The sequence below is a fragment of the Novosphingobium sp. PhB57 genome (genome assembly GCF_004342985.1).
Taxonomy (GTDB): Bacteria; Pseudomonadota; Alphaproteobacteria; order Sphingomonadales; family Sphingomonadaceae; genus Novosphingobium.
Genome location: NZ_SMBO01000005.1, coordinates 217435 through 242889, shown reverse-complemented (window position 1 = coordinate 242889; position 25455 = coordinate 217435). Strand labels below are relative to the sequence as shown.

General features: G+C 66.4%; 19 protein-coding genes and 1 riboswitch. Of the genes, 9 read left to right on the top strand and 10 right to left on the bottom strand.

Going from position 1 to position 25455, the window contains the following annotated elements:
* Positions 1-66: 66 nt before the first annotated feature.
* Both EDF58_RS16450 and EDF58_RS16445 read right to left on the bottom strand, forming a co-directional pair.
* Positions 67-1389, bottom strand: a complete 1323-nt coding sequence (locus EDF58_RS16450) for a sensor histidine kinase (RefSeq protein WP_132267904.1) — start codon at positions 1387-1389, stop codon at positions 67-69.
* A gap of 68 nt (positions 1390-1457) precedes the next feature.
* Positions 1458-2123, bottom strand: a complete 666-nt coding sequence (locus tag EDF58_RS16445) for a response regulator transcription factor (RefSeq protein ID WP_207913035.1) — start codon at positions 2121-2123, stop codon at positions 1458-1460.
* Positions 2124-2258: 135 nt separating this feature from the next.
* Here EDF58_RS16445 and EDF58_RS16440 point away from each other — a divergent pair, with 135 nt between their 5' ends.
* From EDF58_RS16440 to EDF58_RS16415, 6 genes are all read left to right on the top strand, one after another.
* Positions 2259-3389, top strand: coding sequence for an ABC transporter substrate-binding protein (locus tag EDF58_RS16440; protein ID WP_207913034.1), 1131 nt, complete (start codon positions 2259-2261; stop codon positions 3387-3389).
* Complete coding sequence (locus tag EDF58_RS16435) at positions 3386-4864, top strand: porin (protein WP_132267528.1); 1479 nt, start codon at positions 3386-3388, stop codon at positions 4862-4864. Before EDF58_RS16440 ends, EDF58_RS16435 begins: the two co-directional genes overlap by 4 nt.
* Positions 4865-5028: 164 nt before the next feature.
* Positions 5029-6357 carry a CitMHS family transporter gene (locus tag EDF58_RS16430; protein ID WP_279388330.1) on the top strand — a complete coding sequence of 443 codons (1329 nt, stop codon included), beginning with the start codon at positions 5029-5031 and terminating at the stop codon, positions 6355-6357.
* Between the two features lie 283 nt (positions 6358-6640).
* Complete coding sequence (locus EDF58_RS16425; protein WP_132267524.1) at positions 6641-7684, top strand: AbrB family transcriptional regulator; 1044 nt, start codon at positions 6641-6643, stop codon at positions 7682-7684.
* Positions 7681-8760, top strand: a complete 1080-nt coding sequence (locus EDF58_RS16420; RefSeq protein WP_132267522.1) for a biotin carboxylase — start codon at positions 7681-7683, stop codon at positions 8758-8760. The genes EDF58_RS16425 and EDF58_RS16420 overlap by 4 nt, the downstream gene beginning before the upstream one ends.
* Positions 8761-8766: 6 nt before the next feature.
* A complete protein-coding gene (locus tag EDF58_RS16415; RefSeq protein ID WP_132267520.1) occupies positions 8767-9414 on the top strand; it encodes a YjbE family putative metal transport protein in 648 nt (215 codons plus the stop codon).
* Between the two features lie 75 nt (positions 9415-9489).
* Here the strand turns inward: EDF58_RS16415 and epsC are convergent, their stop codons facing one another.
* Entirely contained in the window at positions 9490-10554 is a 1065-nt protein-coding gene (gene epsC / locus EDF58_RS16410; protein WP_132267518.1) for a serine O-acetyltransferase EpsC, read from the bottom strand.
* A 312-nt stretch (positions 10555-10866) separates the two neighbouring features.
* Positions 10867-10976: riboswitch (TPP riboswitch) on the top strand.
* 32 nt (positions 10977-11008) lie between these two features.
* On the opposite strand from epsC, the gene EDF58_RS16405 reads away from it, so the two are divergent.
* The 3 genes from EDF58_RS16405 to pnuC are packed head-to-tail and all read left to right on the top strand — an operon-like array spanning position 11009 to position 15065.
* Positions 11009-13336: a TonB-dependent receptor gene (locus EDF58_RS16405; protein ID WP_132267516.1), complete on the top strand. Its 2328-nt coding sequence runs from the start codon at positions 11009-11011 to the stop codon at positions 13334-13336.
* A 2-nt stretch (positions 13337-13338) separates the two neighbouring features.
* Complete coding sequence (locus EDF58_RS16400; protein WP_132267514.1) at positions 13339-14505, top strand: phosphotransferase; 1167 nt, start codon at positions 13339-13341, stop codon at positions 14503-14505.
* Positions 14505-15065, top strand: coding sequence for a nicotinamide riboside transporter PnuC (gene pnuC, locus EDF58_RS16395; RefSeq protein ID WP_132267512.1), 561 nt, complete (start codon positions 14505-14507; stop codon positions 15063-15065). Before EDF58_RS16400 ends, pnuC begins: the two co-directional genes overlap by 1 nt.
* Before the next feature lie 184 nt (positions 15066-15249).
* On the opposite strand, the gene EDF58_RS16390 is transcribed toward pnuC, so the two are convergent.
* The 7 genes from EDF58_RS16390 to EDF58_RS16360 are packed head-to-tail and all read right to left on the bottom strand — an operon-like array spanning position 15250 to position 25228.
* Positions 15250-16599 (bottom strand): glycosyltransferase family 4 protein, encoded by a 1350-nt coding sequence (locus EDF58_RS16390; protein WP_132267510.1) that lies wholly within the window; start codon positions 16597-16599, stop codon positions 15250-15252.
* A gap of 14 nt (positions 16600-16613) precedes the next feature.
* A complete protein-coding gene (locus EDF58_RS16385) occupies positions 16614-17162 on the bottom strand; it encodes a polysaccharide biosynthesis/export family protein (protein WP_132267508.1) in 549 nt (182 codons plus the stop codon).
* A gap of 32 nt (positions 17163-17194) precedes the next feature.
* Complete coding sequence (locus EDF58_RS16380; protein ID WP_347812896.1) at positions 17195-18313, bottom strand: glycosyltransferase; 1119 nt, start codon at positions 18311-18313, stop codon at positions 17195-17197.
* Positions 18314-18318: 5 nt separating this feature from the next.
* A complete protein-coding gene (locus tag EDF58_RS16375) occupies positions 18319-20550 on the bottom strand; it encodes a polysaccharide biosynthesis tyrosine autokinase (RefSeq protein WP_132267504.1) in 2232 nt (743 codons plus the stop codon).
* Between the two features lie 28 nt (positions 20551-20578).
* Positions 20579-22009: an outer membrane beta-barrel protein gene (locus EDF58_RS16370; RefSeq protein ID WP_165921455.1), complete on the bottom strand. Its 1431-nt coding sequence runs from the start codon at positions 22007-22009 to the stop codon at positions 20579-20581.
* 52 nt (positions 22010-22061) lie between these two features.
* Positions 22062-23420, bottom strand: a complete 1359-nt coding sequence (locus EDF58_RS16365) for an HlyD family type I secretion periplasmic adaptor subunit (protein ID WP_132267500.1) — start codon at positions 23418-23420, stop codon at positions 22062-22064.
* Complete coding sequence (locus EDF58_RS16360; protein ID WP_132267498.1) at positions 23417-25228, bottom strand: type I secretion system permease/ATPase; 1812 nt, start codon at positions 25226-25228, stop codon at positions 23417-23419. Before EDF58_RS16360 ends, EDF58_RS16365 begins: the two co-directional genes overlap by 4 nt.
* Positions 25229-25455 lie beyond the last annotated feature (227 nt).

Here is a 25455-nt window from a genome sequence, read left to right as displayed (position 1 = left end):
GAAATCACGACACGAGACGTGCGAATTTTCGAAAAAATGTCCCGCCGGTCCAGCGGGATGCGGGTTTCAGGCGGGGAAGGTGACGATGACGCGCAGGCCCGGTGCGGCATCTTCCAGCGCGAGGGCGGCGCCCAGTCGCTCGGCGGAAGACTGCACGATGGCCAGCCCCAGGCCGCTGCCGGAAGGGCCGTTCTCGCCCTGGAGGCGGGCGAAACGCGACATGGCCTGCGCGCGCAGTTCGGCCGGGATGCCGGGGCCGTCGTCGCTGACGATCAGGTGCACGCTCGCTTCGTCCTTCCGCAAGGCGATGGTCACTTTGCCGCCCGGCCGGTTGTAGCGGATGGCGTTGTCCACGAGGTTGGACAGCATCTCGTAGACCAGCGAACGATGGCCCTGGACGTGGAAGGCGGCGTCCTGCTCATCGTCGAGCAGGAGTTCGACATCGGCCTCGATGGCCTGGCGGATGCGGCGCGAAATCGTCCGGCGGCTCACTTCCACCAGGTCGACCTGTTCCAGCGGCGGCAGGGTGCCGGCCTCGTCCGCGCGGGCGAGAGTGAGCAACTGGGTGAGCAGGCGCTCCAGCCGGTCGGTCGCCTCGTCGATCTCGCGCAGGGCATCGTCAGAGCCGCGCCGGGCCAGCGCAACCTGGAGTTTCAGCACCGAAAGCGGCGTGCGCATCTGGTGCGAGGCATCGGCAGTGAAGCGGCGCGTGGCCGTGGTCGCATCGTCGAGCCGGGTCAGCAGGCGGTCGAACGAGCGCGAGAGGGGTTGCAGTTCGGCGGGCAGGGGGCCGGTCTGCAAGGGCGAGAGGTCGGGCGCGGCGCGGGTGTCGCGGGCCTCGATGGCGGCGCGCAGTTCGGCCAGCGGGCGCAGGCTCCAGCCCAGCGCTGGGCGGATCAGCGCCAGCGCCACGCCGACCAGCACCATTTCGCCGACCAGGAGCGCCGTCATCAACCGGCGGCGCAGGGCGTTCCGGTTGTCGAGCGTCTCGGCCACCTGCACCACCACCGGGCCGGAGACGCGCGGTAGGTCGCGCCGCACTTCGCCGATGCGGATGCGCTGGCCGCGATATTCGGCGTAGCGGAAGCGCGGTTCCTCGGTGGAGAGCGTGGCGATATCCGGCGCGGGCAGGTCGGCATAGCCGGTCAGCAGTTCGCGGCCCACGGCGATGCGGTAGTAGACATTGTCGCGCTCGGCGTTCTCCAGCATGCCGAAGGCGGCGGGCGGCAGGTCCAGCGTCACTTCGCCGCGCTCCACTTCGACCGTCTCGGCAATGGCGCCCAATGCGCCGCCGAGCACGCGGTCGTTGGTGCGGCGCACGACATCGGAGATCAGCGCCCAGCCGAACAGGCCCAGCGCCAGCGCCGCGATCGCCAGCGGACCGAGCATCGCGATGCCCAGCCGGAGCCGCAGCGAGACCGATCCCGCCCGGCCACCTGCCCTGTCGTCCCCGGACTTCACGAACGGTCGAGCATGTAGCCGACGCCGCGCACGGTGCGGATCGCCGGGCCGTCCGGCGCGAGCTTGCTGCGCAGGCGCGTGACGTTGACCTCCAGCGCGTTGGAGCCGACCGGATCGTCGAATCCGAAGACTTCGGCCTGCAAGGTCTCGCGCGAGACGATCTGCCCCGCGCGGGCTGCCAGCGCTTCCAGAACGGCCCATTCGCGGCGGCGCAGCTCGATCGGGCGGGTCCCCACTTCGACGCGCCCGGTGGAGCGGTTGATGGTCATGGCCCCGATCCGCATTTCCGGCGCCGCGTCTCCGCCGCGCCGGCGGCCGAGCGCACGGACGCGGGCTTCCAGTTCCTCCACGTCGAAGGGCTTGCGCAGATAGTCGTCGGCGCCGAGGTCCAGCCCGCGCACGCGGTCGTCCAGACCGTCGCGGGCGGTGAGCATCAGCACCTGCACCCGGTCGCCCCGCGCGCGCAGCCGGGCCAGGACTTCGAAACCGTCGATGTCGGGCAGGCCGACGTCCAGGATCACCAGCGAATAGGGCTCCGTCGCGGCCACCGACAGCGCGTCCTCGCCATTGGCGACATGGTCGATCGCGTGACCCGCCGCGCGCAGCAGCGAGACCACCCCGCGCGCGAGCTGCGCGTCATCCTCGACGATCAGGATGCGCACGAGGGCATTCCGATCCGCGGTTTTTCGTCAGCCGGGCTGTGAAAGTTTTCATGAAAGGTGGGTGACAGCTTCGGATCGTAGGGCATGACCAGCAGCTTATCCGACATGAGACCCGGAAAGCGAGAGGATACGGGAATGCGCAGCTTCATCACGGTTTTGACACTTGCAGCGATGGTCGCATTTCCCGCGATGACGGCGCCTGCCGATGCCCAGCGCCAGGGCAGGCCGGTCCAGGGCGGGCAGGTCCAGCGGCCTGCGGGCTATCCGCGGTCTTACGACGGTCTCATCGCCGATGCCCGCGCCGAGGGTACCGTGCGCATCTATGCCAATGCGGACAAGGCCGAGATGGTGCCTGTCGTCGCGGCCTTCCGCCGCGCCTATCCGGGCATCCAGGTGCTTTACGCCGATCTCGGTTCGGCCGAACTCTATCGCCGCTACACCGCGGAGACGCGGGCGAAGCAGTATTCCGCCGACATCGTCTGGTCCTCGGCGATGGACCAGCAGATCAAGCTCATCAACGACGGCTATGCGCAGCAGTACGCCAGCCCCGAGAAGCCTGCCCTGCCGGCCACGGCCGTGTGGAAGAACATGGGCTTCGGCGTCACCGCCGAGCCGATCGGCATGGCCTACAACAAGAAGCTGGTCCCCGGGGCGCTGGTGCCGCAGAGCCACCAGCAGCTCGAACAGCTCCTGCGCCATCGCCGCTCCGCTTTCATGGGCAAAGTGGCGACGTTCGATCCGGCGCGCTCGAACGTGGGCTATCTCTACCTCTCGCAGGACTTCCAGATCACCCGCGACACCCGCAGCCTGGCGGAGGCGATCGCGGCGACGCGCCCGGTGCTGGCCACGCATACCGAGGAAATGCTGCAGGGCGTCGCTTCGGGCAAGCTGGCCATCGCCTACAACGTGATCGGTTCCTACGCGCTGGAACGAGCGCGGCGCGATCCGAACATCGGCGTGATCTTCCCGCACGACTACACCATCGTCACTTCGCGCATCGCCTTCATCGCGCGCGAGGCGCGCCATCCGGCGGCCGCGCGGCTGTTCCTGGACTTTCTTCTCTCCCGCGCCGGGCAGTCCCAGCTCGCCCGGCACAGCCTCTGGCCAGTGCGTACCGACGTGCCTGCTTCCCACCGCCTTCCTGCCGGCCAGGCCCGCCCCGTGCGCGTCGGCCCGCAGCTTCTCGTCAATCTCGATCGCCTGACCCGCGCGCGCTTCCTGCGCGACTGGAACGCGATCCTCGCCTCCGGACACAAGACTCCATGAAGATGTTTGCATCGGGCACCGCGCTCCTCGCCCTGATCGCGGCGACCCCGGCGCTGGCCCAGGAACCGAGCAAGGAAGACCTTGCCGAACTGGTGCGCGCGCAAGCCGCCGAAATCGCCTCGCTGCGCCAGCGGGTGGAGAAGCTGGAAGCCGGGGCCACGCCCGCTCCCGCGATGGCCGCCGCTCCGCAAGCGCCCGCGGCTTCCCCGCCCGAGCCCGCCCCGCAAGTCGTGGTGACGCAGCCTTATGCCCCGCAGCTCGTTCCGCCGGGACCGGCCGAGCGCGATGTCGAGCGCGTGCGCGCCGCCGCCGTCTCGGCCTCGGGCGTCAGCACCGAATGGGGCGCGGGCCTGCCGGTATTCCACTCGGCGGACGGCATGTTCAGCTTCAAGCCGCGCGGGCGCATCATCACCGATGTCAGCACCACCACCGGATCGAAATACAGCGGCCGCAATCTCACCACCACCGGCATGCGCGCGCTGCGCATGGGCCTGGAAGGTACGGTGGGCACGCACTTCTTCTACCAGTTCGAGAGCGATTTCTCGGAGAACGAGGTGGATGTCGTCACCGCCTTCATGGGCTGGCGCAACCGCATCGCGCCGGGCATGGACTATGACGTGCGCGTCGGCCACTTGTTCAACGACCGCAGCTTCGAAGGCTCGACGGGTTCGGACTCGACGCCCTTCACCGAGCGCTCGGTGGTCGCCACCGCGATCATCCCGCAGCGCGCCTTCTACGGCCTCGGCATCATGCCGCGCCTGTTCTGGAAGACCGGCCACGCCTCGCTGACCGTGACCGGCGACCGCATCGACGGCGACCAGAGCACGTCCGACAATCGCACCGTGCTCGCCCGCGCGCACTGGAATCCGCTGAAGACCGACCGCCAGGTGCTGCACCTCGGCGTGTGGGGTTTCGACGAGATGCTCCACCCCGGCAAGAACACGCTGACCCGCAACACCGTGATCGGCGGCCGCTTCAACGGCGCGCTCAGGCTTTCCACCGGCACGCTGATCGGCGGCACCGGCACCACCGGCTACGGCGTGGAACTGGGCGGCTATTCCGGCCCGCTCTGGATCATGGGCGAAGCGGGCGAGCGCCACGCACGCCTCGACAACGGCCGCCCCGATTTCGTCACCCGCGCCTGGAGCGTTTCGGGCGGCTGGTTCCTCACCGGGGATCTTCCTCCCTATAACCCGCGCCTCGGCAGCTTCGGCCAGCCCAAGGTGCTGCGCCCGGTCTTCGAAGGCGGCCCCGGCGCGATCGAGCTGACCGCGCGCTACGAGAACCTCGAATTCGACGACATCGTCACGCCCGCCCAGGGCTGGGCGGCGACGCTGGGCGTGAACTGGTACCTCAACAGCTTCACGCGCTTCCAGCTCAACGCGATCCACTGGAACACCCAGAACACTGCCGGTGCCTATACCGGCAAGGACGATGGACAGACCCTGACGGCACGCGTCGGCGTGACGTTCTGATTATGTGTCTGAAAATTCGCCGGAAGCGAATTTTGCGGCACCGGCCCACCCCCCCCACCCGACCTCCCATCCAGGGTACACTGCTGTGGGAGGCCGGGTGGGGGCGTGGGCCGGTGCCGCACCGAAAATGCCCCTCGGGGCATTTTCCAGACAGCTCCCTTCACATCCATGACAGACATTCGGGGACAATCATGAGTCTCGCCCTTATCGGCTTCCTGATGGTGGCCACTTTCATGACGCTCATCATGACCAAGCGGATGACGCCGCTGGTCGCGCTGATCGTCGTGCCTACGCTGTTCGCACTGCTCGCCGGGTTCCACTCGGGGCTGGGCGACATGATGATCGAGGGCCTGACCAAGCTGGCGCCCACCGGCGTCATGCTTCTCTTCGCCATCCTGTTCTTCAGCACGATGACCGACACCGGCCTGTTCGACCCGCTGGTGGGCCGCCTGATCCGGCTGGTGCACGGCGATCCGATGCTGATCCTGATCGGCTCGGTGGTGCTTTGCGCGCTCGTCAGCCTCGATGGCGACGGATCGACGACCTACATCATCACGATGGCCGCCATGCTGCCGCTCTACAAGCGCTACGACATGAACCGGCTCTACCTCGTCTGCCTGCTGATGGTGACGAGCGGGGTGATGAACCTCACCCCCTGGGGCGGGCCGACCGCCCGCGCCGCCAGCGCGCTGAAGCTCGATCCCTCGACGCTGTTCGTGCCGCTGATCCCCGGCATGGTCGCGGGCCTGGCCTTCCTGGTGCTGCTGGCGATCCACTTCGGGCGCAAGGAACGCCGCCGCATCGGCCGCGTTCACGCCGCGACACCGCAGGAACTGGCCGACTTCGCGGTTTCGCAGTGGCCCGAGGCGCGCCGTCCGAAGATGATCTGGTTCAACGCCGCGCTCGTCGTGGCGCTGCTGGTCCTGCTGGTCTGGGGCGTGCTGCCGCTGCCGATCCTGATGATGCTGGCCTTCGCCATCTCGATGATCGCCAACTATCCCCATGTGAAGGAGCAGAAGGAGCGCATCGCCGCCCATGCCGGCAACGTGCTGGCGGTGGTCTCGCTGATCTTCGCGGCAGGCATCTTCACCGGCATCCTTTCGGGCACCGGCATGGTCGAGGCGATGAGCCGCGAGGTCGTGAACTTCATCCCGCCCTTCCTCGGCCCCTACATGGCGCCGATCACCGCGCTGATCAGCCTGCCGGGCACGTTCTTCATCTCGAACGACGCCTTCTACTTCGGCATGCTGCCCATCCTGGCCGAAGCCGGCGCGCACTACGGCGTGGAGCCCATGGCCATCGCCCGCGCCTCGCTGATGGGCCAGCCGGTCCACCTGCTCAGCCCGCTGGTGCCATCGACCTACCTGCTGGTCAGCCTTGCCGGCGTGGACCTGGCCGACCACCAGCGCTTCACCCTGGTCCCGGCAGCGCTGTGCTGCCTGGTCATGACGGTGGTGGGCATGCTGGTGCTGGCGTTCCCGTTCGTGGGGTAACAGTGTTGCACCAGCCTCGGTTTCGTCATTACGGCCCTGCTCGTCACTGCGAGGGTAGCCCGCCCCCTCGTCACTGCGAGGGTGGCCCGCTCCCGCGTCATTGCGAGCGTAGCGAAGCAATCCAGGGCGGCGCCGCACCGCTCTGGATTGCCGCGCCCCTGCGGGGCTCGCAATGACGAAGGATGGGACGAGAGCGAGGCCGAGGCCGAGGCCGAGGCTGGGGGCGGAAACGGAAACGAAGCCGAAGCCGAAGACCAGCCCGGGGCCGATCACCATTACGGTCATGATCCTGCGCTTTCTTGCCGCGCTCGCGCTGGGCGCGGCGGGGGGCGCGCTGTTCTGGGCGGTGGGCGCGCCGCTGCCCTGGGTGCTTGGCGCGATGATCGCCTGCGCGGCGGGCAGTATCGCCCGCCTGCCGATAGCCGCCTCTTCCGCCACCCGCCGCCCGATGTCGGCGGTGATCGGCGTGGTGCTGGGCAGCGCCTTCCATCCCGGCCTGATGACACAGGCGGCGGAGTGGATCGTGCCCATCGCGCTGCTGCCGCTGTTTCTTGCCAGCGCCGCGTTCCTTTGCGTCATCTATTTCCGCCGCGTCGCCCGCTTCGACCCGCCGACCGCCTATTTCGCCGGAATGCCCGGCGGCATTGCCGAAATGGTGTTGATGGGCTCCGAACGCGGCGCGGACGAGCGCATGGTCGGCCTGATCCACGGGGCGCGGATCTTCCTGGTGGTCTTCATCCTGCCCTTCCTGATCCGGGCTTTCGAGGCGGACGTCCATGCGCCCCCGTTCGTGACCGCGCTGGCCGCACCGGTGACGACGGAAGCGACCGGCTGGCCGCTGCTGTTCTGGGGCCTTGGCTGCGCGGTCGTCGGCAGCCTCCTCGGCCGGACCTTGCGCCTGCCGGCATGGCACCTGATGGGGCCGCTTTTCGTCAGCGCGCTGGTGCACCTGACCGGCCTTTCCGATTTCCACATCCCCGCCTGGGCCGTCGCCGCCGCGCAAGTCGGCCTTGGCGCGACCATCGGTTGCCGGTTCGTCGGCCTCGACCTGGCGACATTGGCGCGCACCCTGCTGCTGGCGGCCGGATCGACGGCGATCCTGCTTGTCATAACCTTCGGCTGGGCCTTTGCGATCGGCTGGGCTACGGGGCTCAACCCGGCGCTCGTCGCGTTGGCCTATTCACCCGGCGGGGTCGCGGAAATGAGCATGGTCGCCCTCAGCCTCTCGCTGGAGGCGGGCTTCGTCATCGTCCACCACCTCGTGCGCGTGATGCTGGTCATCGTCGGCGCGCCGCTTTCCTTCCGCATCATGGGAGCCCCCCGATGACCCCAGTGCCCGACCCCCGCGAACAGACCATCGCCATCCTCTACCAGGCGCTCGAACCGCCGGTGATCGACGGCGCGCGCAAGGAAGCCAAGCCCGGCGGCTATTCGGACAGCGGGGCGGACATCGGCGTGGCGCTCCTCGCCGCCGGGTGCACTTTGGCGACGCCGGTGGCAGACCCCGATCCTACCCGCGTGTTCGACTGGGTCTGGCCCGATACCGAGGAAGGCATCGCCGCTGCGCTGAACGCAGGGGCAACGCTGCTATGGGCCAATACCGTGGTCTTCGCCGGCCACCCCATCGAGGCGGCCAGCCGCAAGGCGTGGGTCGTCGGGCCGGACCCCCGCGCCATGCAGGAGATCGACGACAAGGCCGCCACCAATGCCCGGCTGCTCGACGCGGGCCTGCCGGTCGCGCGGTCCTGGCTGATCGATGGCGACGGCGATCTCGATGCCCAGCTCGCGCCTTTCGCGCAGGCCGTGCCGATCGTGGTGAAGCCCTTGCGGGGTCGCGGAAGCCAGGGCGTGGGCGTGGCGCGGACGCGTGAGGAACTGGCCCAGCAGGTTCGCGAACTGGCGGAAAGCCGCCGCTTCGGCGCGGCGATCATGCTGGAGCAGTTCCTGCCCGGCCAGGAAATCACCATTACCGTGATGCCCGCCGCCTGCCGCGCGGGCGAAGCCGGTCCTTTCGCCTTGCCGCCGGTGCGCCGCTTCGACCAGATCGGCGATGTGGCGCCCTATAACGGCGACGTGCCCGTCAGCCGTAACAGCGCCGCGATGACGCCCGAGGAATGCGCCGATCCTGCCATCGCCGCGGTCACGGCGGCCTGCGAAAAGGCCGCCGCGCTCCTCGAAATCCGCGCGACCATGCGGATCGACTGCCGGGCGGATGCCCAGGGCGCCTATTTCCTTTTCGACGTCAACGCCAAGCCCAACCTGACCGGGGCCGGCAGGCCCGGGCGCGAGGACGAAGACAGCCTTTCCACCATTGCCGCCGCCGCCTGCGGCTGGACCTATCCGGACTTTCTCCTGGCTGCCGCTCGCGGCGCCTGGAGGAGCCCCCAAGACCAACAGGGATAATACCACATGACCGACCTGTGGCAGCACATCGTTGCCGATTTCTCCAACCTCGGCTCGCCCACGGCGCTGGCCGCCTTCGGGCAAGTCGTGCTGATCGACGTGATGCTGGCGGCTGACAATGCCATCGTCGTCGGCGCCCTTGCCGCCGGACTTCCCGCGGCCATGCGCCGCAAGGTGATCCTGATCGGCGTGCTTGCCGCGCTGGTCCTGCGCATCGCCTTCGCGCTTGTCGTCACTCAGCTGATGCAGCTTGTCGGCCTGGTCTTCGCCGGCGGCCTGCTGCTGGTCTGGGTGGCGTGGAAGATGTGGCGCGAACTGCGCGAGGACGCGGGCGGAGAGGGCGATCCCGTCGCCAGCGCCGCGCCGCGTTCCTTCGCGGCGGCGGCCTGGGCCGTGGCCGTGGCCGACATCAGCATGAGCCTCGACAACGTGCTGGCCGTGGCCGGTGCCGCGCGCGACCATCCCGGCATCCTGGCCATCGGCCTGATCCTCTCGGTGGCCCTGATGGGTCTTGCCGCCAACCTGCTGGCGCGCGTGATCGAGCGCTATCGCTGGATCGCCTACGTCGGCCTGCTCGTGATCCTCTGGGTCGCCGGCAAGATGATCTGGGAAGGCCTGGTAGACCCCTCGCGCGGGTTGCTGGTGCTGTTCTGACAATGAGCTTCAGGCCGCGGTGCATCCTGCGCCGCGGTCCCGGGCTTCCCATGCGCGCCCGCCGTCGGGGGCCGCTCAGTTGAGCGGCGTGGGCGGGGGCACCGCGTTGCCGGTCTGCCCGTTCGTCACCAGGGCCCGAGCCTGCGATACCCGGCTATACGGCGGTACGCTGTGCGTCAGCCAGACATTGCCGCCGATCTCCGAGCCCCTGCCGATCGTCACGCGCCCCAGGATCGTGGCGGCAGCGTAGATCACCACGTCGTCCTCGACGATGGGGTGGCGCGGCAGCGCGCGGACCAGCGCGCCCGAACTCTCCGTCGTGAAGTCCTTCGCGCCCAGGGTGACGCCCTGATAGAGCCGGACATTGTCCCCCACGATCGCCGTCTCGCCCACGACCACGCCGGTGCCGTGATCGATGAAGAAGCCGCGCCCGATCCGGGCGGCGGGGTGGATGTCGATGCCGGTGGCGCCATGGGCGATTTCCGAGAGGATACGCGCCACCAGCGGCGCACCCAGCCCGTGAAGGGCATGGGCCAGCCGGTGGTGGATGATCGCCAGCAGGCCGGGATAGCAGATCAGCACTTCGTCCAGGCTGCGTGCGGCCGGATCGCCGCGAAAGGCGGCATCGATGTCGAGGTCCAGCAGGCGGCGGATATCCGGCAGGCGGCGCGAGAATTCCAGCACCAGCGCGTCGGCGCGCTGCTCCACGGCCTGCCGCGCCTCCTTTGCGGCATAGAGCAGTTCCAGCCGGACTTGCGCCTGCAACCGGCTGAGCGCGATCTGCAGGGACTGGGTGACGAAAGTCGCTTCATTGTGATGCCGCACGAAGTCCGGGCCGAGCCGCAGCGGGAACAGCGCGCCGCAGAGTTCCTCCGCCACTTTCGCCAGCCGCACGCGCGAAGGGAAGCCCTCGGCCCCGTGCTCGGCATGCTGGCGGCCTTCCGCGCGCCGGTTGCGGCGGATTTCGGAGAGTTCGCCGGCAATGTCCTCGACATTCCAGAAGTCGTCATCGGGGGTGGCGGCACCGTCCGCCGCCTGCCCATCGCCCGCCGCTGGAGGTCCGCCGCTCGTGGCCAGGGAGAGCGCGCCGCCGGGACGGGAATCGGCGGCGCTCGTGTCGCCGGAATTCGGGGAAGCCATCGTTTTCACCTCGTTGCTGAGGGATCACGACGCTTGGCGTTGTCGCCCCAGCATCGCGCGCTTTAGCGGTTGGTAACGCGGAGCAAGCTGCATCCCGATCAAATGCCGCGGGTCGACAAAGTGCGATGACGGGTATCGCCGACCGGACGCCCGTACTCCGGTTATTCGGGCAGAGCGCGCCGCCGTCAAGCAAGCGCGGGCCGTCCGGCGATAGAAAATCTGGCCGGTGCGAAACGCGAAGTTGCGCCGCGCACCGCGGGGGCGCTGCCATGCGATTGGCCCTTCCCACGGCGCCTTTCAGCGCCTAGAGGCGGCTCATCCCCGGGGGGCCGCTGACGCGCGGCTGAGAGGTGGTCAGCAGACCACGACCCGCTGAACCTGATCCGGTTGGTACCGGCGTAGGGAGGGCTGGCGGCAGAACCGTTGTCCCTCCGATTGGAGTGGACGCGACGCAATGAATACCCGTTCCCGCTGCATGGGCCATGCCATGCTGACTCTCCCGGCCCTGTTCCTCGCGCCTTCCGCCATGGCGGAAACCGAAGCGGATGCGCGCGACAACACCGCGCCCGACAGCATCGAAGTGATCGGCCACCCCGATCCCGAGGGCCTGCTGCCCGACCAGACCGCGCCCAAGGCCGTCAGCGCGATCTCCACCGACTTCATCGTCAAGCAGGCACCCACGCTCAATGCCTTCCAGCTGGTCAATCTCCTGCCCGGCGCCAATGTCTCCTCCAGCGACCCTTACGGCCTCTCCACCAGTTCCAGCCTGACCCTGCGCGGCCTGGGGCAGGACCAGATCGGCGTGCTGATGGAAGGCGCGCCGCAGAACGACATCGGCTATTTCTACGCCTATCCCTCCCAATTCGCCGATGCCGAGAACGTGCGGCAGATCACATTGGCGCAGGGCGCGGTGGACATCGACGCGCCGGTCGTGGCCGCCGCCGGAGGGCTGCTTTCGCTCTCGCTCGACGATCCCCGGCCGGAGATGGGCGGCCTGGTCAATCTCTCGGTCGGATCCTACGACCAGCGCCGCGCCTTCCTGCGCTTCGATACCGGCACGATCGGCAAGACCGGCCTCAAGGCCTTCGTTTCCTATTCGAACAACCGCGCGGACAACTGGCGCGGCGCGGGCTACGACCAGCGCCAGCATGTCGATGCCAAGCTGCTGGGCGAATGGGGCGATGGCAACCGTGCCAGCCTGTCGCTCTCGTTCAACGAGGCCAAGACTTCCGCTTATCCCAGCCCCACCATGGCCGACTGGCAGGCCGCCGGGCGCGGTTTCAACCACGATGAGCGCTACGATCCGACGGGCGCCTCGGGCAGTCTGGGAGGGACGAATTACTGGCGCCTCTACCGCGCGCCGTTCCGCAACTTCTATGCCGCCGCCCCGGTGCACCTGAAGCTGAACGACCGGCTGACGTTCGACAGCAGCGCCTATCTCCAGCTCGGCCACGGCAATGCGCCCTACGGCACGCAGCTCAGCGAAACCGGCAATTTCCTGGGCACCGAGGAACTGGCCCAGCCGATCACCCTGCCGGGCGCCGTGGACGGCGTGGCCACCGTGCTCGGCAACTGGACGGGCAAGCAGTTCCGCGTGGGCGATGTGAGCAAGCTGACGTTCGAGGCCGGCGCGCACCGGATCACCGCCGGGCTCTGGTTCGATTACGGCACGGACCGCGTCACCCAGTCCTATACCTCGATCGATGCCCAAGGCCACCCGTTCGACCAGTGGGGCTACCAGGACGAGGCGATCCGCACTGCCGACGGCCGCCTGCTCGCTTACGAGAACGCCCGGACCGAAACGGTCACCAAGGCCTTCTTCCTGGCCGACAGCATCACCGTGACCCCGCGCCTCGTCGTCGATCTGGGTTTCAAGGGCGTGGACGTGCTGCGCAACGGCCGCAATTATCTGCCGGGGCCGCAGCAGACCGTGCGCACGGACAGCTTCGCCGCGCTGCCCCGCGCGGCCCTGCACTATACCCTGACCGACCGGCAGCAGCTGTTCGCCAATATCACCACCAGCTTCCGCACGCCCAACGAGTTCGCGCTCTACAACAGCTACTATGGCGGCGAGATCGTGGGCGCGGGCACGACGAGCCTCAAGAACGAGTACTCGGTCTCGCAGGAACTGGGCTATCGCTACATCGGCCCCAGCCTGTCCTTCTCGCTGACGGCCTTCCACTACCACTTCCGCAACCGGCAGGTGGCCACGGTGGTGAACAGCGGCGGCGCCCTGGTGAATTCCACCGTAAACGGCGGCAGCCAGACCTCCTACGGGCTGGACGGCGAGATCGACTATCGCCCGGCCAAGGGTGTCAGTGTCTATCTCTCGGGCGAATATCTGCACGCGCGCCTCGATGACGACCTGCCGGTCGGCGGCGATTTCCTGCCTACCAAGGGCAAGCACGCGGTTTCCAGCCCCAGCTTCCAGTTCGCCATGGGCAGCACGTACGACGATGGCCGCCTGTTCGGCAGCACCGCGCTGAAATACGTGGGCCGCCAGTACGCCACGTTCATGAACGACGAGAGTATCAAGGGCTACGCCACGCTCGACCTCTCGGTGGGCGTGCACCTGGCCTGGCTGGTCGATGCGCAGCGCATGGACTTGCGGCTCAACGCGATCAACGTGACCAACCCGCATGTGCTGTCCGGCGTCTATGCCGTCAGCACCAATGCGCAGGACACGGTGGGCCGTGGCGGCACGGTCATTTCGGGCGCGGCGCCGGCCTATTACGTGGGAAGCGGCCGCGCCTTCGTGGCAACGCTGAGCCGCGCCTTCTGATCGTGAGCGGCGCGGCGCCTCATCTCGTCCACGGCATGGGCACGGCGCTGGAAGCCCCGGCCTGGCCCGCCATCACGCCGGATGAGGCGGAAATGGTGCTTGCGCATTTCCCGCTCGCTGGGCGCGCTGCCGCGCTGCGCTGGCATTCGCCGCGACCCTTCTCGGCCGCCGCCCTGGTCGAGACGGAGCGCGGGGCGTTCTTTCTCAAGCGCCACCATCGCCGGGTTCGTTCGCCCGCCGCCCTGGCCGAGGAACATGCCTTCATCGCCCACTTGCGCGGGGCAGGACTGGCCGTGCCGCAAGCCGTCGCCGCGCAAGTGGGAAGCGGGCAGGATGGGTTCGGGCACGACGGGGCCGGCATCGTCTCGCAAGGCGAGTGGACTTACGAGCTTCTCCTAAGGGCGGAGGGGATCGATCTCTACCGCGATCGCCAGTCCTGGACGCCTTTCCTCGCCGCGGGCCATGCCCGCGAGGCGGGCGCTGCGCTGGCGCGCCTGCATCTGGCAGCGCGGGACTTCGGCGCGGCTCCACGGGGCAAGCATCCGCTCGTCGCCAGCCTCACCATCCTGCCGGCCTCGGAGCCGCTTGCGGCGGCCGAAGCCTATGTCTCCGCCCGCCCGGCGCTGGCCGGTTACCTGGCCGACAAGCCCTGGCGCGGCGCGCTGGCGCGTCTTTTCGCGGCGCAGGCAGGCGGGCTCTCCACGCGGCTGGCGCAGCAACCGTCGCTGTGGACACACAACGACTGGCATCCCTCCAACTTGCTCTGGTCTGCCGATGGCCGTGTAAGCAGCGTCATCGACTTCGGGCTGGCGACGCGGACTTGCGCGCTGCACGATCTCGCCACCGCGATCGAGCGGACGGCGGTGGCTTGGCTGGAGCCCCGGGGCGGTGATTTCACGGCGGATGCGCAGGCCGCCCAAGCGCTCCTTGCGGGATACCATGCGGTACTTCCCCTGAGCCGAACCGAGGTGGAGACGCTCACCCGGCTCCTGCCGCTGGTGCACATCGAGTTCGCCTTGTCCGAGGCCGACTATTTCGCCGGTATCCTGAACGACCGCGCGCAGGCGGACATGGCATGGCAGGACTATCTGCTCGGTCATGCCGAATGGTTTCTTTCCGCTGCCGGGCAGGCCTTCCTTCGGGCGATCGAGCAGGGGGTGGCGGCGTGATGTCGGCGCTGGAAATCACGGCGGTTGCGGTCAGCTTCCTGGGCATCTGGCTTACTGCGCGGCGGCAACTGCTGTGCTGGCCGGTCAGCCTCACGGCCTGCGCGCTCTATTTCAAGCTGTTCCTCGACGTGCGGCTCTATTCCGACATGGTGCTGCAGGCGCTGTTCGGAATCGCCATCGTTTATGGCTGGACCGTGTGGGCGCGCGGCAAGGACGATGCCGGAGAGGTGATCGTCAGCCCGCTGCCGCCGGGCCGGGCGCTGATCGGGCTGGCGGCCGGCGCCGTGGGGGGCATCGCCATAGGCTGGTTCACCAGCCGTTTCACCAATGCCGCGCTGCCCTGGATGGATGCGGGGCTGAGCAGCTTCAGCCTGGTGGCACAGTATTGGACCGCCCGGCGCCACGCGGCCAGTTGGCTGCTCTGGATCCTGGTGGACGTGCTCTACGTCGGCATGTTCGTTTTCAAGGAATTGTGGCTGACGGCCGGCCTCTATGCGGCGATGGTGGGACTGGCCGTTCTGGGCTATCGGCGCTGGCAGCAGGCGCGCAGCTTGCACTGACCCCGTGCATTGCGGCCAGAATGCCGCTATTCCAGGCCTTGAAGCGCGGACGGAGTTCCCGATCATCGAACGCTCCTGGTTGGCACGGTCCGGCGCGCGAGCATGCGCCGCCTTGCCAGATCCCGCCCCGGCAAGGCGCTCGATCTGAAGCTCCACCGGGCGAACGGCGCGGCTGCAGGACGGCTCACGCATCGGCATAGGGCTGCTTCATACCGTTGGTCTCCGGGGAGCCAGGATGGCGTTCCGGCCCGTGCGCCATTGTCGCTGGCCTTGGCGGCGCGGCATCGGCGCGGCCTCCGCCTTTCTCTTCGGAGAAGGCCAGGACGCTGCGGTAATGGCCGATGGTCTGCGTTATCCAGTCCTCCGGCGTGTTGCAAAGCGCAAGGTATCCCGCGTGTCCGGCTCGCGACATCCGGCCGACCCGATCATGATCCCGGTGCAGTTCGATCAGGGCATCCGCAAAGAGGTCGATCCTGCCCGTATCGATGGACAGACCGAACCCATGGCCTGCCACTTCCTCGGCGATCAGTGCGCGGTGGTTGATCACGGCGGGTACACCCGACCCGATGGCTTCGAGTGCGACGAGCCCGAATGGCTCTGCCCAGCGGCTCGGCATGACCGCCAGGCGCGCCGTGGAAACCGCCTGCGCCATGCCGCGACGGTCCTGCCGCCCCAGGAAAACCGCCTCGGGATTAAGCCGCTGGACGACATCCCGCTCGCTGCCCTCACCCACGAACGTGATCGGAATACCCGCCCGGGCGGCAGCGCTCGCTGCCAGGTCCGCCCCCTTTTCCTTCGAAATTCGGCCGATGAATATCACCCCGGCATTGCGCTCTGCAGGCACACGCTCTGCCGTCAAGGGCGTCACGGGATTGCGCAAGGCCGCCAGCTTGTGGCGCGGCCAGTTCGCGCGGGCGAAAGCCTCGGCCTGCCCCGGATGGATGAGCAGCATCCGGCTCACGTTCGTCCCGCCCGAAAGTGCGCCTCGCCGAGCGACTTCGCGGCCTGACCGCCATACTTTCCGGCCGTAGGACGCCTTGTCGCACTGACGGCGAAGGCAGGGGCGGGAAAGCGGGGCGAGAGTGCAGTCCTGGTCCTGCGGATAGTCGAAGAACGCCCCGTTCGGGCATCCGTTGAAGTAGTCGTGCCCATGAAGGATCACGCGCTGCGAAACCTTGCGCAAGGCGCCGAAGACGGCGGGCGTGAGGATCTTGGACCAGCCGTGAAGATGATAGACCGTTCCCGGCGTGTCGTTCCGCTTGATCCACGCACTTAGACGCAAAAGAGAGCGCGGATTGAAGAACCCCGCCGTAAGCGCGCCAAGGCTGGACCGCTCCAGCAGTGGCTTGCCGTGAAGGGGGATGAATTCGACGTCGCTGCGCGTGAAATTGCGCCCGGTATCGCCCGCCATGAACGTCACCGGGATGCCGCGTGCACACAATCCCTCCAGCAAGACCTGCACCAGGTGGGAGGCGCCACCCAGTGCCTCGCTGTAGTCGTGCAGCAGCACGACGCGGTCTATCTCGCGATCCATTGTCGGATTTCCGATCAGAAGTACCGGGGGCCTATGCGGATCGTGTCCCCGGGCAGCACCGCCGCGCCGCTGGTCAGCCGGTAGGACTGCTCGGATGTCTCGTTCGAATGACGAATATGCGCCACTCCCTGATTGGCGCGATACGTGAAGCCCCCGGCCTTGGCGACAAGCGCGAAGACGGACATGCCTTCCGCGAAGCTGTATTCCCCTGGCTTCTGTACTTCCCCCAGAATGTAGATCGGACGGAAACTGACGACATCGAGCGTGATCCGGGCGTCGCGCACATAGCCTTCGCTGAGCAGAACCGTCAGTTCCTTCCGCAAGTCGGGAAGGGTCTTGCCGGCGGCCTTCACGCTGCCCACCAGGGGCAGGCTGAGATTGCCTTCGTCATTGACCACATATTCGCCCGACAGATCCTTTTCGCGAAAGACATCCAGCTTGAGCCTGTCGCCCGCCGCCAATCCTTGCGGGGCGGCGCCGACGGGTGGCAGTTCAGTCGTGGGCGTCACGCCGCAGCCTGCCAGCAAGGCGCTCAAGACCAACACCAGCGATCGTTTTGCCATGAAATCTCCTGGAAAGAATGGCGCGGCCATCGTCAGGCCACGCGTTCAACAGAGGGACGCAGCGCGTCCAGCGCTTGCAATATGCCGCGATCGAACACGTCCGGCGCAAAGCGGCGGGCGTTCCTCATGGCGGTTTCGGGCCGGAAGGAAGGAAGCCAGCCTTCCAGTCTGCGAATGGCATCGCACAGGGAATCGACGCTCTGTTCGCGGTAGAACAGTCCGGTTTCTCCATCGACGATGGAGTCGGTCACCCCGCCTCGCCCGAAAGCCACGACCGGGCGCCCGGATGCGTTTGCCTCTACCGGGACGATCCCGAAGTCTTCCTCAGGCGTGAACACCAGCGCCTTGGCCGTGGCATAGGCTTGCTTCAACTCCTCGAACGACAAGCGCTGGCGCACTTCCACGTTCGGCCCCGCCCTGGCGGCGACGGCCTTGAACATCTCGCCGTCCCCCACCATCAGCGCCGGCACCCCCAATCGGTTGAAGGCCTCCAGGGCGATGTCCGCCCGCTTGTAAGGCGTCATCTGGCTGATCCAGAGATAGCGTTCCGTGATCTCGGGCGAGGCATGGAACGCATCCACGGCGACAGGAGGATGGACCACGGCGGAGTCCCGCCCCCAGGACTTGCGGATACGGCGCGCCACGAAGCTGCTGTTCGCCACTATACCGTCGATCCGGTTGGCCGAACTGACGTCCCATTGCCGAAGACGGTGGAACATCGATGGCATGAGCAATCGGCTCAGGTTTCCGGCGGATGACTTGTAGTCGTGGTAGTGATCCCACAAGTATCGCATCGGTGAGTGGCAATAGCAGAGATGGAGCGCGTCGGGATTGGCGATCACGCCTTTTGCCGGTCCGGATTCGCTGCTGATGATGAGGTCGTACCCGCGAAGATCCAGTTCCTCCAACGCCATGGGCATGAAGGGGAGGTACTTCTGGTAGTGTCTGCGGGCACCCGGCAAGGCGCCGATGAACGTCTGCCGGACCTTCGCCGCGCGAATTTTCTGCGACACGCGGTCCGGATCGTAGACGTGGGTGAAGACATCGGCCTGGGGGAAGAGATCGAGCAGGCGCTCCAGCACGCGTTCTCCGCCGCGCATCGACACCAGCCAATAATGGATCAGTGCCACGCGGCCAAATTGCGAAGCCATGCGGTTCATGAATAATAGCCCCGATAATCCTTATAGAAGCTGGAGATGTCGCTGCCGCCGAAGCGTGCCTGCTTCTTCATGTCCACTTTGTTGAGGACGATCCCCAGGCCCTTGATGGCGCGTGCGGGCAATTGGCGGACTGCGGCCTTGACCACCCGGTCCATCGTCTTGCGCCAATGCACCACCAGAACCACACTGTCGGTACGCGAGACGATTTCGCGCGATTCCGCGATGGGCAGGATGGGGGGGCAATCCAGCACGATCACGTCGAACTCCTCGCGCAGACGGGCGACGACGCGGTGCAGGCGGCCCTGCTCGGTCAGGCGCTCACCCTTGGGGAAGGCGCGGGTAATCGGAATGATGCGCAAGGGCGATTCCGGGTCCGGGTAATGCGCGATGTCCCGGCTTTCCGAATGCAGCGCTTCGTAAAGGCCCGGTTCGCCCTGGTTGAGCCCGAACTGCTTGCTCAATTGCGCGCGGATGACATCGCAATCAACGACGACGACACGTTCGTTCGCCATGGCCAGCGAACGGGCGAGGCAGGAGGCGATGGTCGATTTGCCTTCACCGGGCAGGGCCGACGTGATCGCAATGACTTTGCCCGAGCGGGTTGCCGTCTGGCGGACCGAAACGATCACATTGCGCAGAGATTCCGAGAATGCGCCGTTCGCATGTTCCCGGACGGTGTCGAGCGGCGTCCCTCCATGCGGTTCCACAGAGCGATGCGCAGGAATGAAGCCCAGTGCCCGGACTCCAAGGCGGTTCTCGACATCGTCCAGCGTGGTGAAGCCGCGATAGGACAATTCCGAAAGGACCGCCAGCATGGCACCCGCCAGTACGCCGAGGACAAGACCCAGCGCCAGGTTCATCGGCAGGCTGGGCGAAATCGGCAGGAGCGGGACATTGGCCGAGGACACCAGCCTCGCCGTGGGCTGCTCCGATCCGGTTCCAGCGACCACCGCATTGTAACGCTGGAGGTACGACTGATAGAGCGCCTGGGTCGCTTCGGCGCGCTTCTCCAGATCAGCCAGCGACACGAGTGCGGAGTTATCCGCGCTGAGCTGCGAGCGCGTGCCGCTGCGGCTGGCGAGCAGGGACGAAAGGCGCTGGGCGGAGGTATCGGCGGTGCTCTCCAGGGCCCTGATCGATCGCGAGACCTCGGCAGCGATCTGGCGGTCGATATCCGCGACCTGCTGGCGGACGGTGACGAGATCCGGATTGCTGTCGAAATAGCGCTGCGACAGATCCCGCTCCCGGATGACCAATTGCGCTCGTTCGCTTCGCAGTGACGTGACGACGGAGGAATTGACGCCTTGGCCCACATCGTTCGCCCCGCCCGAATGCAGCTGGCGGCGCGCGCTGGACAGTGCGGCGGTATCGCGCGCGGCCTCCGCGCGGGCCTGGGCGATCTGCTGGTTGTAGGTGGAGATTTCCTGTTCGGTCAGGCTGGTGGCCGCCGAGCTGAGCAAACCGTTGCGAACGCGATAGCTCTGCACCGCGGCGAAGGCATCGTTCGCAACCCTGCGCAATTCGTCCACGCGGCTTTTCAGGACTTGCGCGGCGGTGGCGTTGTTCCGCGCGAGTTCTCGTGCATCGTCGGTGGTGTAGAGTTTCGCGAAGGCATTGGCGACGCTTGCGGTCCTTGCGGCGTCGGAGTCCGTGAACGAGATGCGGAGATTGAAGGAATCGCCGATCCGCGCAACGTTCAGGTGCTTCAGCAGATAAGTGATCGATTCCTCGCGCAAGACCGCCGACGAAAGCACCGGAAGCCGCGTGCTTCGCCCGAAGCCCATCGAGGCGAGCAGGTTGTCGAGCGCCGAACGCGGCGCCGCAACGTCCTCGGCGAAGTCCCGATCCCGGAGAAGGCCGGTGGCTTCGAGAACCTGAGCGGCCATCTGGCGCGAGGTGATCAACTGGATCTGGGTTTCCACATCCTCCGACCGGACGAGGGGCGGGACGCCGCTTTCTTCCGGATCATGCGGCAGGACCTGCTTCGGTGCCGTGATCATCACGACGTCTGCCGCAGAGGAATATGTGCGCGGCAGCGCCGTGGTCCAGAGCAGGGCGACCAGAACCGATATGGCCAGGGTCAGAAAGAACGCTTCCCGCCTTCGCCGCAGCATGGCGAACAGGGTGCGCACAGTGATCTGATCTTCGGAATAGCGATAAGAGCTGGCCGATTCTGGAAAAACCTGAGGGAGCGCGCCGGACGCTTGGTAGATCGTGGGAAGGTTCAAGCAATGCACTCCTTGCTGCAATGGCGGGTCATGGCGTTACCGAGATGCCGATCCCCGCGCTCGCGGAGGTGAATGCGCTGACGAGCGGCGTTCCATGGACGGCTTGCCGAATGAAGGTGAGGTATCCGCCGAACGACAGCCGCGGGCCGAGCCGATACTCGGTATTGAAGCGAAGTGTCGTCCGATCTGTGCGGGTGTCGACTTCGCGATACTGTCCTCTTTCGTAAGAGGCCGACAGGGCGACGCGCAAGTTGCGAAGGGGGTCATAGTATCCGGTCAGCGACACCCTGTCGTTAAGGATGCCTGCAACTTCCCGGTAGCCGCTGTTCTGGAACGAGCGATCACCCTCAAGGCGGAGCGTCATCAGGGGGGTTACGTACCACTGCAGGTCGGCGGCGAAGGTGACACCGGAAAAGTCGCGATAGATCGGTAGCTCGTAGCGGCGTGACTGATAGCCCACCGCGATCTCGCCGGAGAGTAGCGGCGTCAGCGCGCCCTTCAGTCCGGCAAGGGCCGAGACGCTGCGCGCGTCGCGGCGAACATCCTTCGCCGAAGCGGTCGAGCGAATATCCGAGACCGATCCCGACGCGAAACCGGACACAAGGTCCGAGAAGTCATAGCTGATCCTCACGGTTCCGCGGGCGGCTTCCGTATCCCGGAAGGACTCGTCGACTTTTGCGCCGCCCTCGAGTGACAAGGGATCGTAAGTCAGGCGCTGGTAGCCCGCAGAGGGGGCAAGGCGGAAACTGCCGAAGCTCAGGTCGAGACCGAAGGACCCGTCCAGGCGCTGGAAGCTTACCGGCTCCGCGGCGTCAACCGCGGTGCCGACACTGCTGCGCGGCTCTATGAGATGCGCGACACTGGCGGAGGCGGTAATCAGGCCATGGTTCGTAAATTCCACATCGGCCTCACCGGCCAAGTCGAACTCTTCGCTGTTCTCGGACCTGTACCTTGCGAAACGGCGGATGGTGCTGCCTGCGCGAAAGTCCAGACGATGCGGAGCAAGGTCCGTGGTCACACGGAGGGCGGGCATCACGAAAAGCGTGGCATCGGATCGTGCGTCGCGGCGATTGAACACGTTGCTGGAATAGCCGCCGACCACCGAGACGATTGGTTGGATAGCGAAAACTCCGGCGCGAACGGGCTGCGGGACAAGTTCGGGTTCGACGCGCGCGCCGGCAGCATCGTCTCGATCGAGCTGGGGCGAAATGACGATCGACGTGCCGGAACCTATGGCCTGTGCGAAAGACAGGTTCGGCCATAGCGCCATGCCGCACGTTACCAGGCCTCCGATCATATGGCGCATCAACAGGGGCCTTGTTTCATGCAAGCGCATCGAATGCGGAGCTTGCCCGCGTTCGGAAGTAGCGCCCTGCAAAGGGAGCGGTTTGGCGGGCGATGGATTTGGGAAAGTGCTGAGAGGCAGTGTTGAACAGCTATAGGAACGGTCGGTCTTCACTGGGTAAATTCTAAAGACTTCCCCAGTGAAACCTTGCATCCTTCATACGCGATTACTCTCGCAGTGCGCGTCTGAATTGATCCGAAAGGGGGCGAATTATGTATTGCAGAATGGTTCTCTGTTCCGTCTGAATGAACACTTCGACCGGCATACCCACGGAAATGCGCGCGTTTCCAAGTTTGCGAAATTCTGCGTCCGAAATGGCGATAGTCACCGGATAGAAAGTGTTGTTGGTGGCCGTGTCCACGGTGCGATCGGCGGCAACCTGCGTGACCTTTCCTGCCAGCTCGGGCGTCGTGCGGGCATTCAGCGCCGTGAAGCGCAAGTGTGCCGTTTGCCCCCTGGATACCTTGTCGATGTCGGTCAGGCGGACATGGCCACGAACGACCAGGTGATCGTGCGAAGGAACGATCTCCATCAATGTTTCTCCGGCGCGCACCACACTGCCGATTGTCCGCGTCTGCAGCTTGTCGACAGTTCCGTCCTGCGGCGCGCGGATTACGGTTCGGTCGTTCTGATCGCTGGCGGCCACGCTCTCCTTGCGAAGATCCGCGATGGCGCCTTGCACTTGCGCCAGTTCAAGCGCTGCCTCGCTGCGGGCGGTGCTTTCCACCGAGACGATCTGGGCGCGTAGCTCGGCAATCCTGGCCCAGGTTTCGGCAACGCCGGATCGGGCGGTGGACTGCTGCGCTTCCACGCCCACTGCAGATCGCTCCAGCGCATTGAGCCGGTCCAGCGTCGTCAGCCTGCTTTCGTAGAGTTCGCGGGTCTGCTGCAATTCCTGCCGAACCAGGGCGGACTGACGCTGATAGGCGCCGGCCTGGCTGTTGAACGAGGTGATCTCGGCCTGAGTCTGCGCGATGCGGGCACGAAGCTGGCCCACCTGGTCGCGTCTTGCCGCATTGGCCAATCGAAAGCTGCTGCGCTCGTCCGCCAGGATCGTGCGGACACCGGGGTCGCCGGCCTGCTTGTCCTCCAGCTCCCGGGGAAAGTCGATGTCTCCGGTGCCTGCCTGAACCGCGCGCAGCCTCGCCGCCTTGGCTAGGAGCTGGTTCAGGCTGAGCCCGGTGTATTCCGCCACGGCACCGGAAACCCTGCTGTCGAGTCGGATCAGGGGCTGCCCCTGGCGCACCGCATCACCGTCCTTCACCAGGATTTGCGCGACCACGCCGCCGAAGGGGTGGGAAAGCTCCTTAACGTGCGATTCCACCGTCACTTCGCCCGGCGCGATCACCGCGCCAGCCATCGGCAGGAAGGTGATCAACGCGCCAAGGCCCAGCACCAATACGGCGATGGAGATCAGGCCCAGGCGGACAAGTTGTGACAGTCCAGGATCCGCAGCGAATGTAGCAGTCTGCGAAAGTGCGAGAGGGCGCGGGGCAGGGTGCAGCGGATGCGTGGCGGGGATCATTCCTTGATCTCCACGACAACGGCGGGGCTTTCAGTCGCTGCCTCGATATTCGACGGGGTAAGGTGGTTTCGGGCGCCTGCGCTCGGCGCCTCAGGGCCTCCGCTTTTTTCCAGCGGGCGAGGCGGCCGCATGCGCTTTTCGAATTCCGCGCGCGTTTCGAAGCGTTCGATGCGGCCGCCGTTCATCACCATGATGTGGCTGACATTGGCAACCACGCTGGGCCTGTGCGCGACGACGATCACGATGCCCCCTCTCTCGCGAATGCCCTTGATCGCCGTGCCCAATGCCGCTTCGCCTTCGTGATCGAGGTTGCTGTTCGGCTCATCGAGGATGACGAGGAAGGGGTTTCCGTAAATGGCGCGGGCAAGCGCGATGCGTTGCTGCTGCCCCGCAGACAGGCCCCCGCCCTGTGGGCCGATCCTGTAATCGTATCCGCCCTCCAGGCGGACGATCAGTTCGTGGCAATCCGCCGCCTGCGCTGCCTGGATGATGGCATCGCGGTCCGGCGGCTCCCGAAAGCGGGCGATATTCTGTGCGATCGTGCCTTCGAACAATTCGATAGCCTGGGGCACATAGCCCACGATGTCCGCGATCTGGTCTGCCGGCCATTGATCCAGCGTCGCACCGTCGAGCCGCACCGAACCGCGAAGCGCTGGCCAGATCCCGCAGAGCACGCGGGCCAGCGAGGTCTTTCCCGATCCGCTGCGACCGACGACGGCCAGCGCGTCTCCGGCCGATAGCGTGAAGGACACTTCCGCCAGCGTGATGCGCTGCGAGCCGGGTGGGGCTGCCGTAACGGCCTTCGCTTCGAGATCGCGTTGGGGCTGCGGGAGACCCAAAGGCTCGATCCTGTTCGGCAGCGCTTCGAAGAGCTCCTTCATCCGCGCGAGCGCCAGACGGGCGGCAATCATGCCCTTCCAGTTGGAGATCACCTGCTCCACCGGCGCCAGAGCTCTGGCCGAAAGAATCGAGCCCGCGATGATCACGCCGCCGGTTGCGCTGCCTTCGATCACGAGGAAGGCGCCCAGTGCCAGTGTGGCCGATTGCAGGAACATGCGGAAGGACTTGGTCAGGCCGCTGAGCGTGCTTGAAATGTACGAAAACCGGTCGTTTGCCTGGAGGTATTCGGCCTCCAGCACATCCCATTGCTGTCGGCGGGCGCTCGCCATGCCCAAGGCCTTGAGCGTTTCGGCGTTGCGCCGCGTGGTCTCCGCCAGGCCGTATCGGCTGGCCGAGGTTCGCATGGTGGCTTGCGCCAGTGGCGCCGTGATGCGGTTGTTGACAAGCATCAGAGCGACCAGGACGCCGACTCCCGCCAGCGAGAGCAGGCCGATGCTCCAGTGGAACACGCTGAGCACCAGCAAATAGACGAGGATCCAGGGCAGATCGAGAATGGCAAGCGGCCCTGGCCCGGAGAGATAGGCGCGCACGGTTTCCACGTCGCGCACGATCTGCGTGCCCTGGGGCATGGCGCCGCGGGAGAGTTCGTAGCGGGAAATCACGTCGAGCACCCGGTTGCTCACCGATTTCAGGAAGAAAGATCCAAGGTGGACCATGATGCGTCCGCGCGTCACGTCGAGCAGGGCCTGGAACCCATAAGCCACGATCACCAGCGCCAGCAGGCTGACAAGCGAAGGGACGCTGCGACTGGGAAGCACATCGTCGTAAACCAGCAGCATGAAGAAGGAGCCGGAGAGGAGCAGCACGTTGTAGATGCTGCTGATTGCCAGAACCGGCACGAGGGCCTTCTTGAGCGGCGCCAGAGCGGCCGCAAGCTCGGGAGAAAGGCGGATGGCGAAAATGGTCATGGTCTTCCTGCCCTGCTGCAGGACGATCCCGCCCTTGGTTCGGAACGCATCTTTTCACCCCAACCTTGCATCGCCGATTTCCCCGCGGAGATCCCGGCGGCCGACTGCGCCGAGTGAGCCTCACGCAATTGTGTCCTGTCTGGAACTATCTCTCGCTGCATTAGAACAGGGCGGCGGGTAGACCTCCAGTCGGATTAGATCAGTTTTGGCGCGTTCCACTGTGAGCG

What these genes read in the sequence shown, in the direction of transcription:
- EDF58_RS16385 (WP_132267508.1), bottom strand. Translation starts at nt 17,162, where the DNA reads ATGGCAAAACGATCGCTGGTGTTGGTCTTGAGCGCCTTGCTGGCAGGC.
- EDF58_RS16450 (WP_132267904.1), bottom strand. Translation starts at nt 1,389, where the DNA reads ATGCTCGGTCCGCTGGCGATCGCGGCGCTGGCGCTGGGCCTGTTCGGC.
- EDF58_RS16435 (WP_132267528.1), top strand. Translation starts at nt 3,386, where the DNA reads ATGAAGATGTTTGCATCGGGCACCGCGCTCCTCGCCCTGATCGCGGCG.
- EDF58_RS16425 (WP_132267524.1), top strand. Translation starts at nt 6,641, where the DNA reads ATGATCCTGCGCTTTCTTGCCGCGCTCGCGCTGGGCGCGGCGGGGGGC.
- epsC (WP_132267518.1), bottom strand. Translation starts at nt 10,554, where the DNA reads ATGGCTTCCCCGAATTCCGGCGACACGAGCGCCGCCGATTCCCGTCCC.
- EDF58_RS16365 (WP_132267500.1), bottom strand. Translation starts at nt 23,420, where the DNA reads ATGATCCCCGCCACGCATCCGCTGCACCCTGCCCCGCGCCCTCTCGCA.
- EDF58_RS16420 (WP_132267522.1), top strand. Translation starts at nt 7,681, where the DNA reads ATGACCCCAGTGCCCGACCCCCGCGAACAGACCATCGCCATCCTCTAC.
- EDF58_RS16415 (WP_132267520.1), top strand. Translation starts at nt 8,767, where the DNA reads ATGACCGACCTGTGGCAGCACATCGTTGCCGATTTCTCCAACCTCGGC.
- EDF58_RS16440 (WP_207913034.1), top strand. Translation starts at nt 2,259, where the DNA reads ATGCGCAGCTTCATCACGGTTTTGACACTTGCAGCGATGGTCGCATTT.
- EDF58_RS16405 (WP_132267516.1), top strand. Translation starts at nt 11,009, where the DNA reads ATGAATACCCGTTCCCGCTGCATGGGCCATGCCATGCTGACTCTCCCG.
- EDF58_RS16380 (WP_347812896.1), bottom strand. Translation starts at nt 18,313, where the DNA reads ATGGCTTCGCAATTTGGCCGCGTGGCACTGATCCATTATTGGCTGGTG.
- EDF58_RS16390 (WP_132267510.1), bottom strand. Translation starts at nt 16,599, where the DNA reads ATGGATCGCGAGATAGACCGCGTCGTGCTGCTGCACGACTACAGCGAG.
- pnuC (WP_132267512.1), top strand. Translation starts at nt 14,505, where the DNA reads ATGTCGGCGCTGGAAATCACGGCGGTTGCGGTCAGCTTCCTGGGCATC.
- EDF58_RS16360 (WP_132267498.1), bottom strand. Translation starts at nt 25,228, where the DNA reads ATGACCATTTTCGCCATCCGCCTTTCTCCCGAGCTTGCGGCCGCTCTG.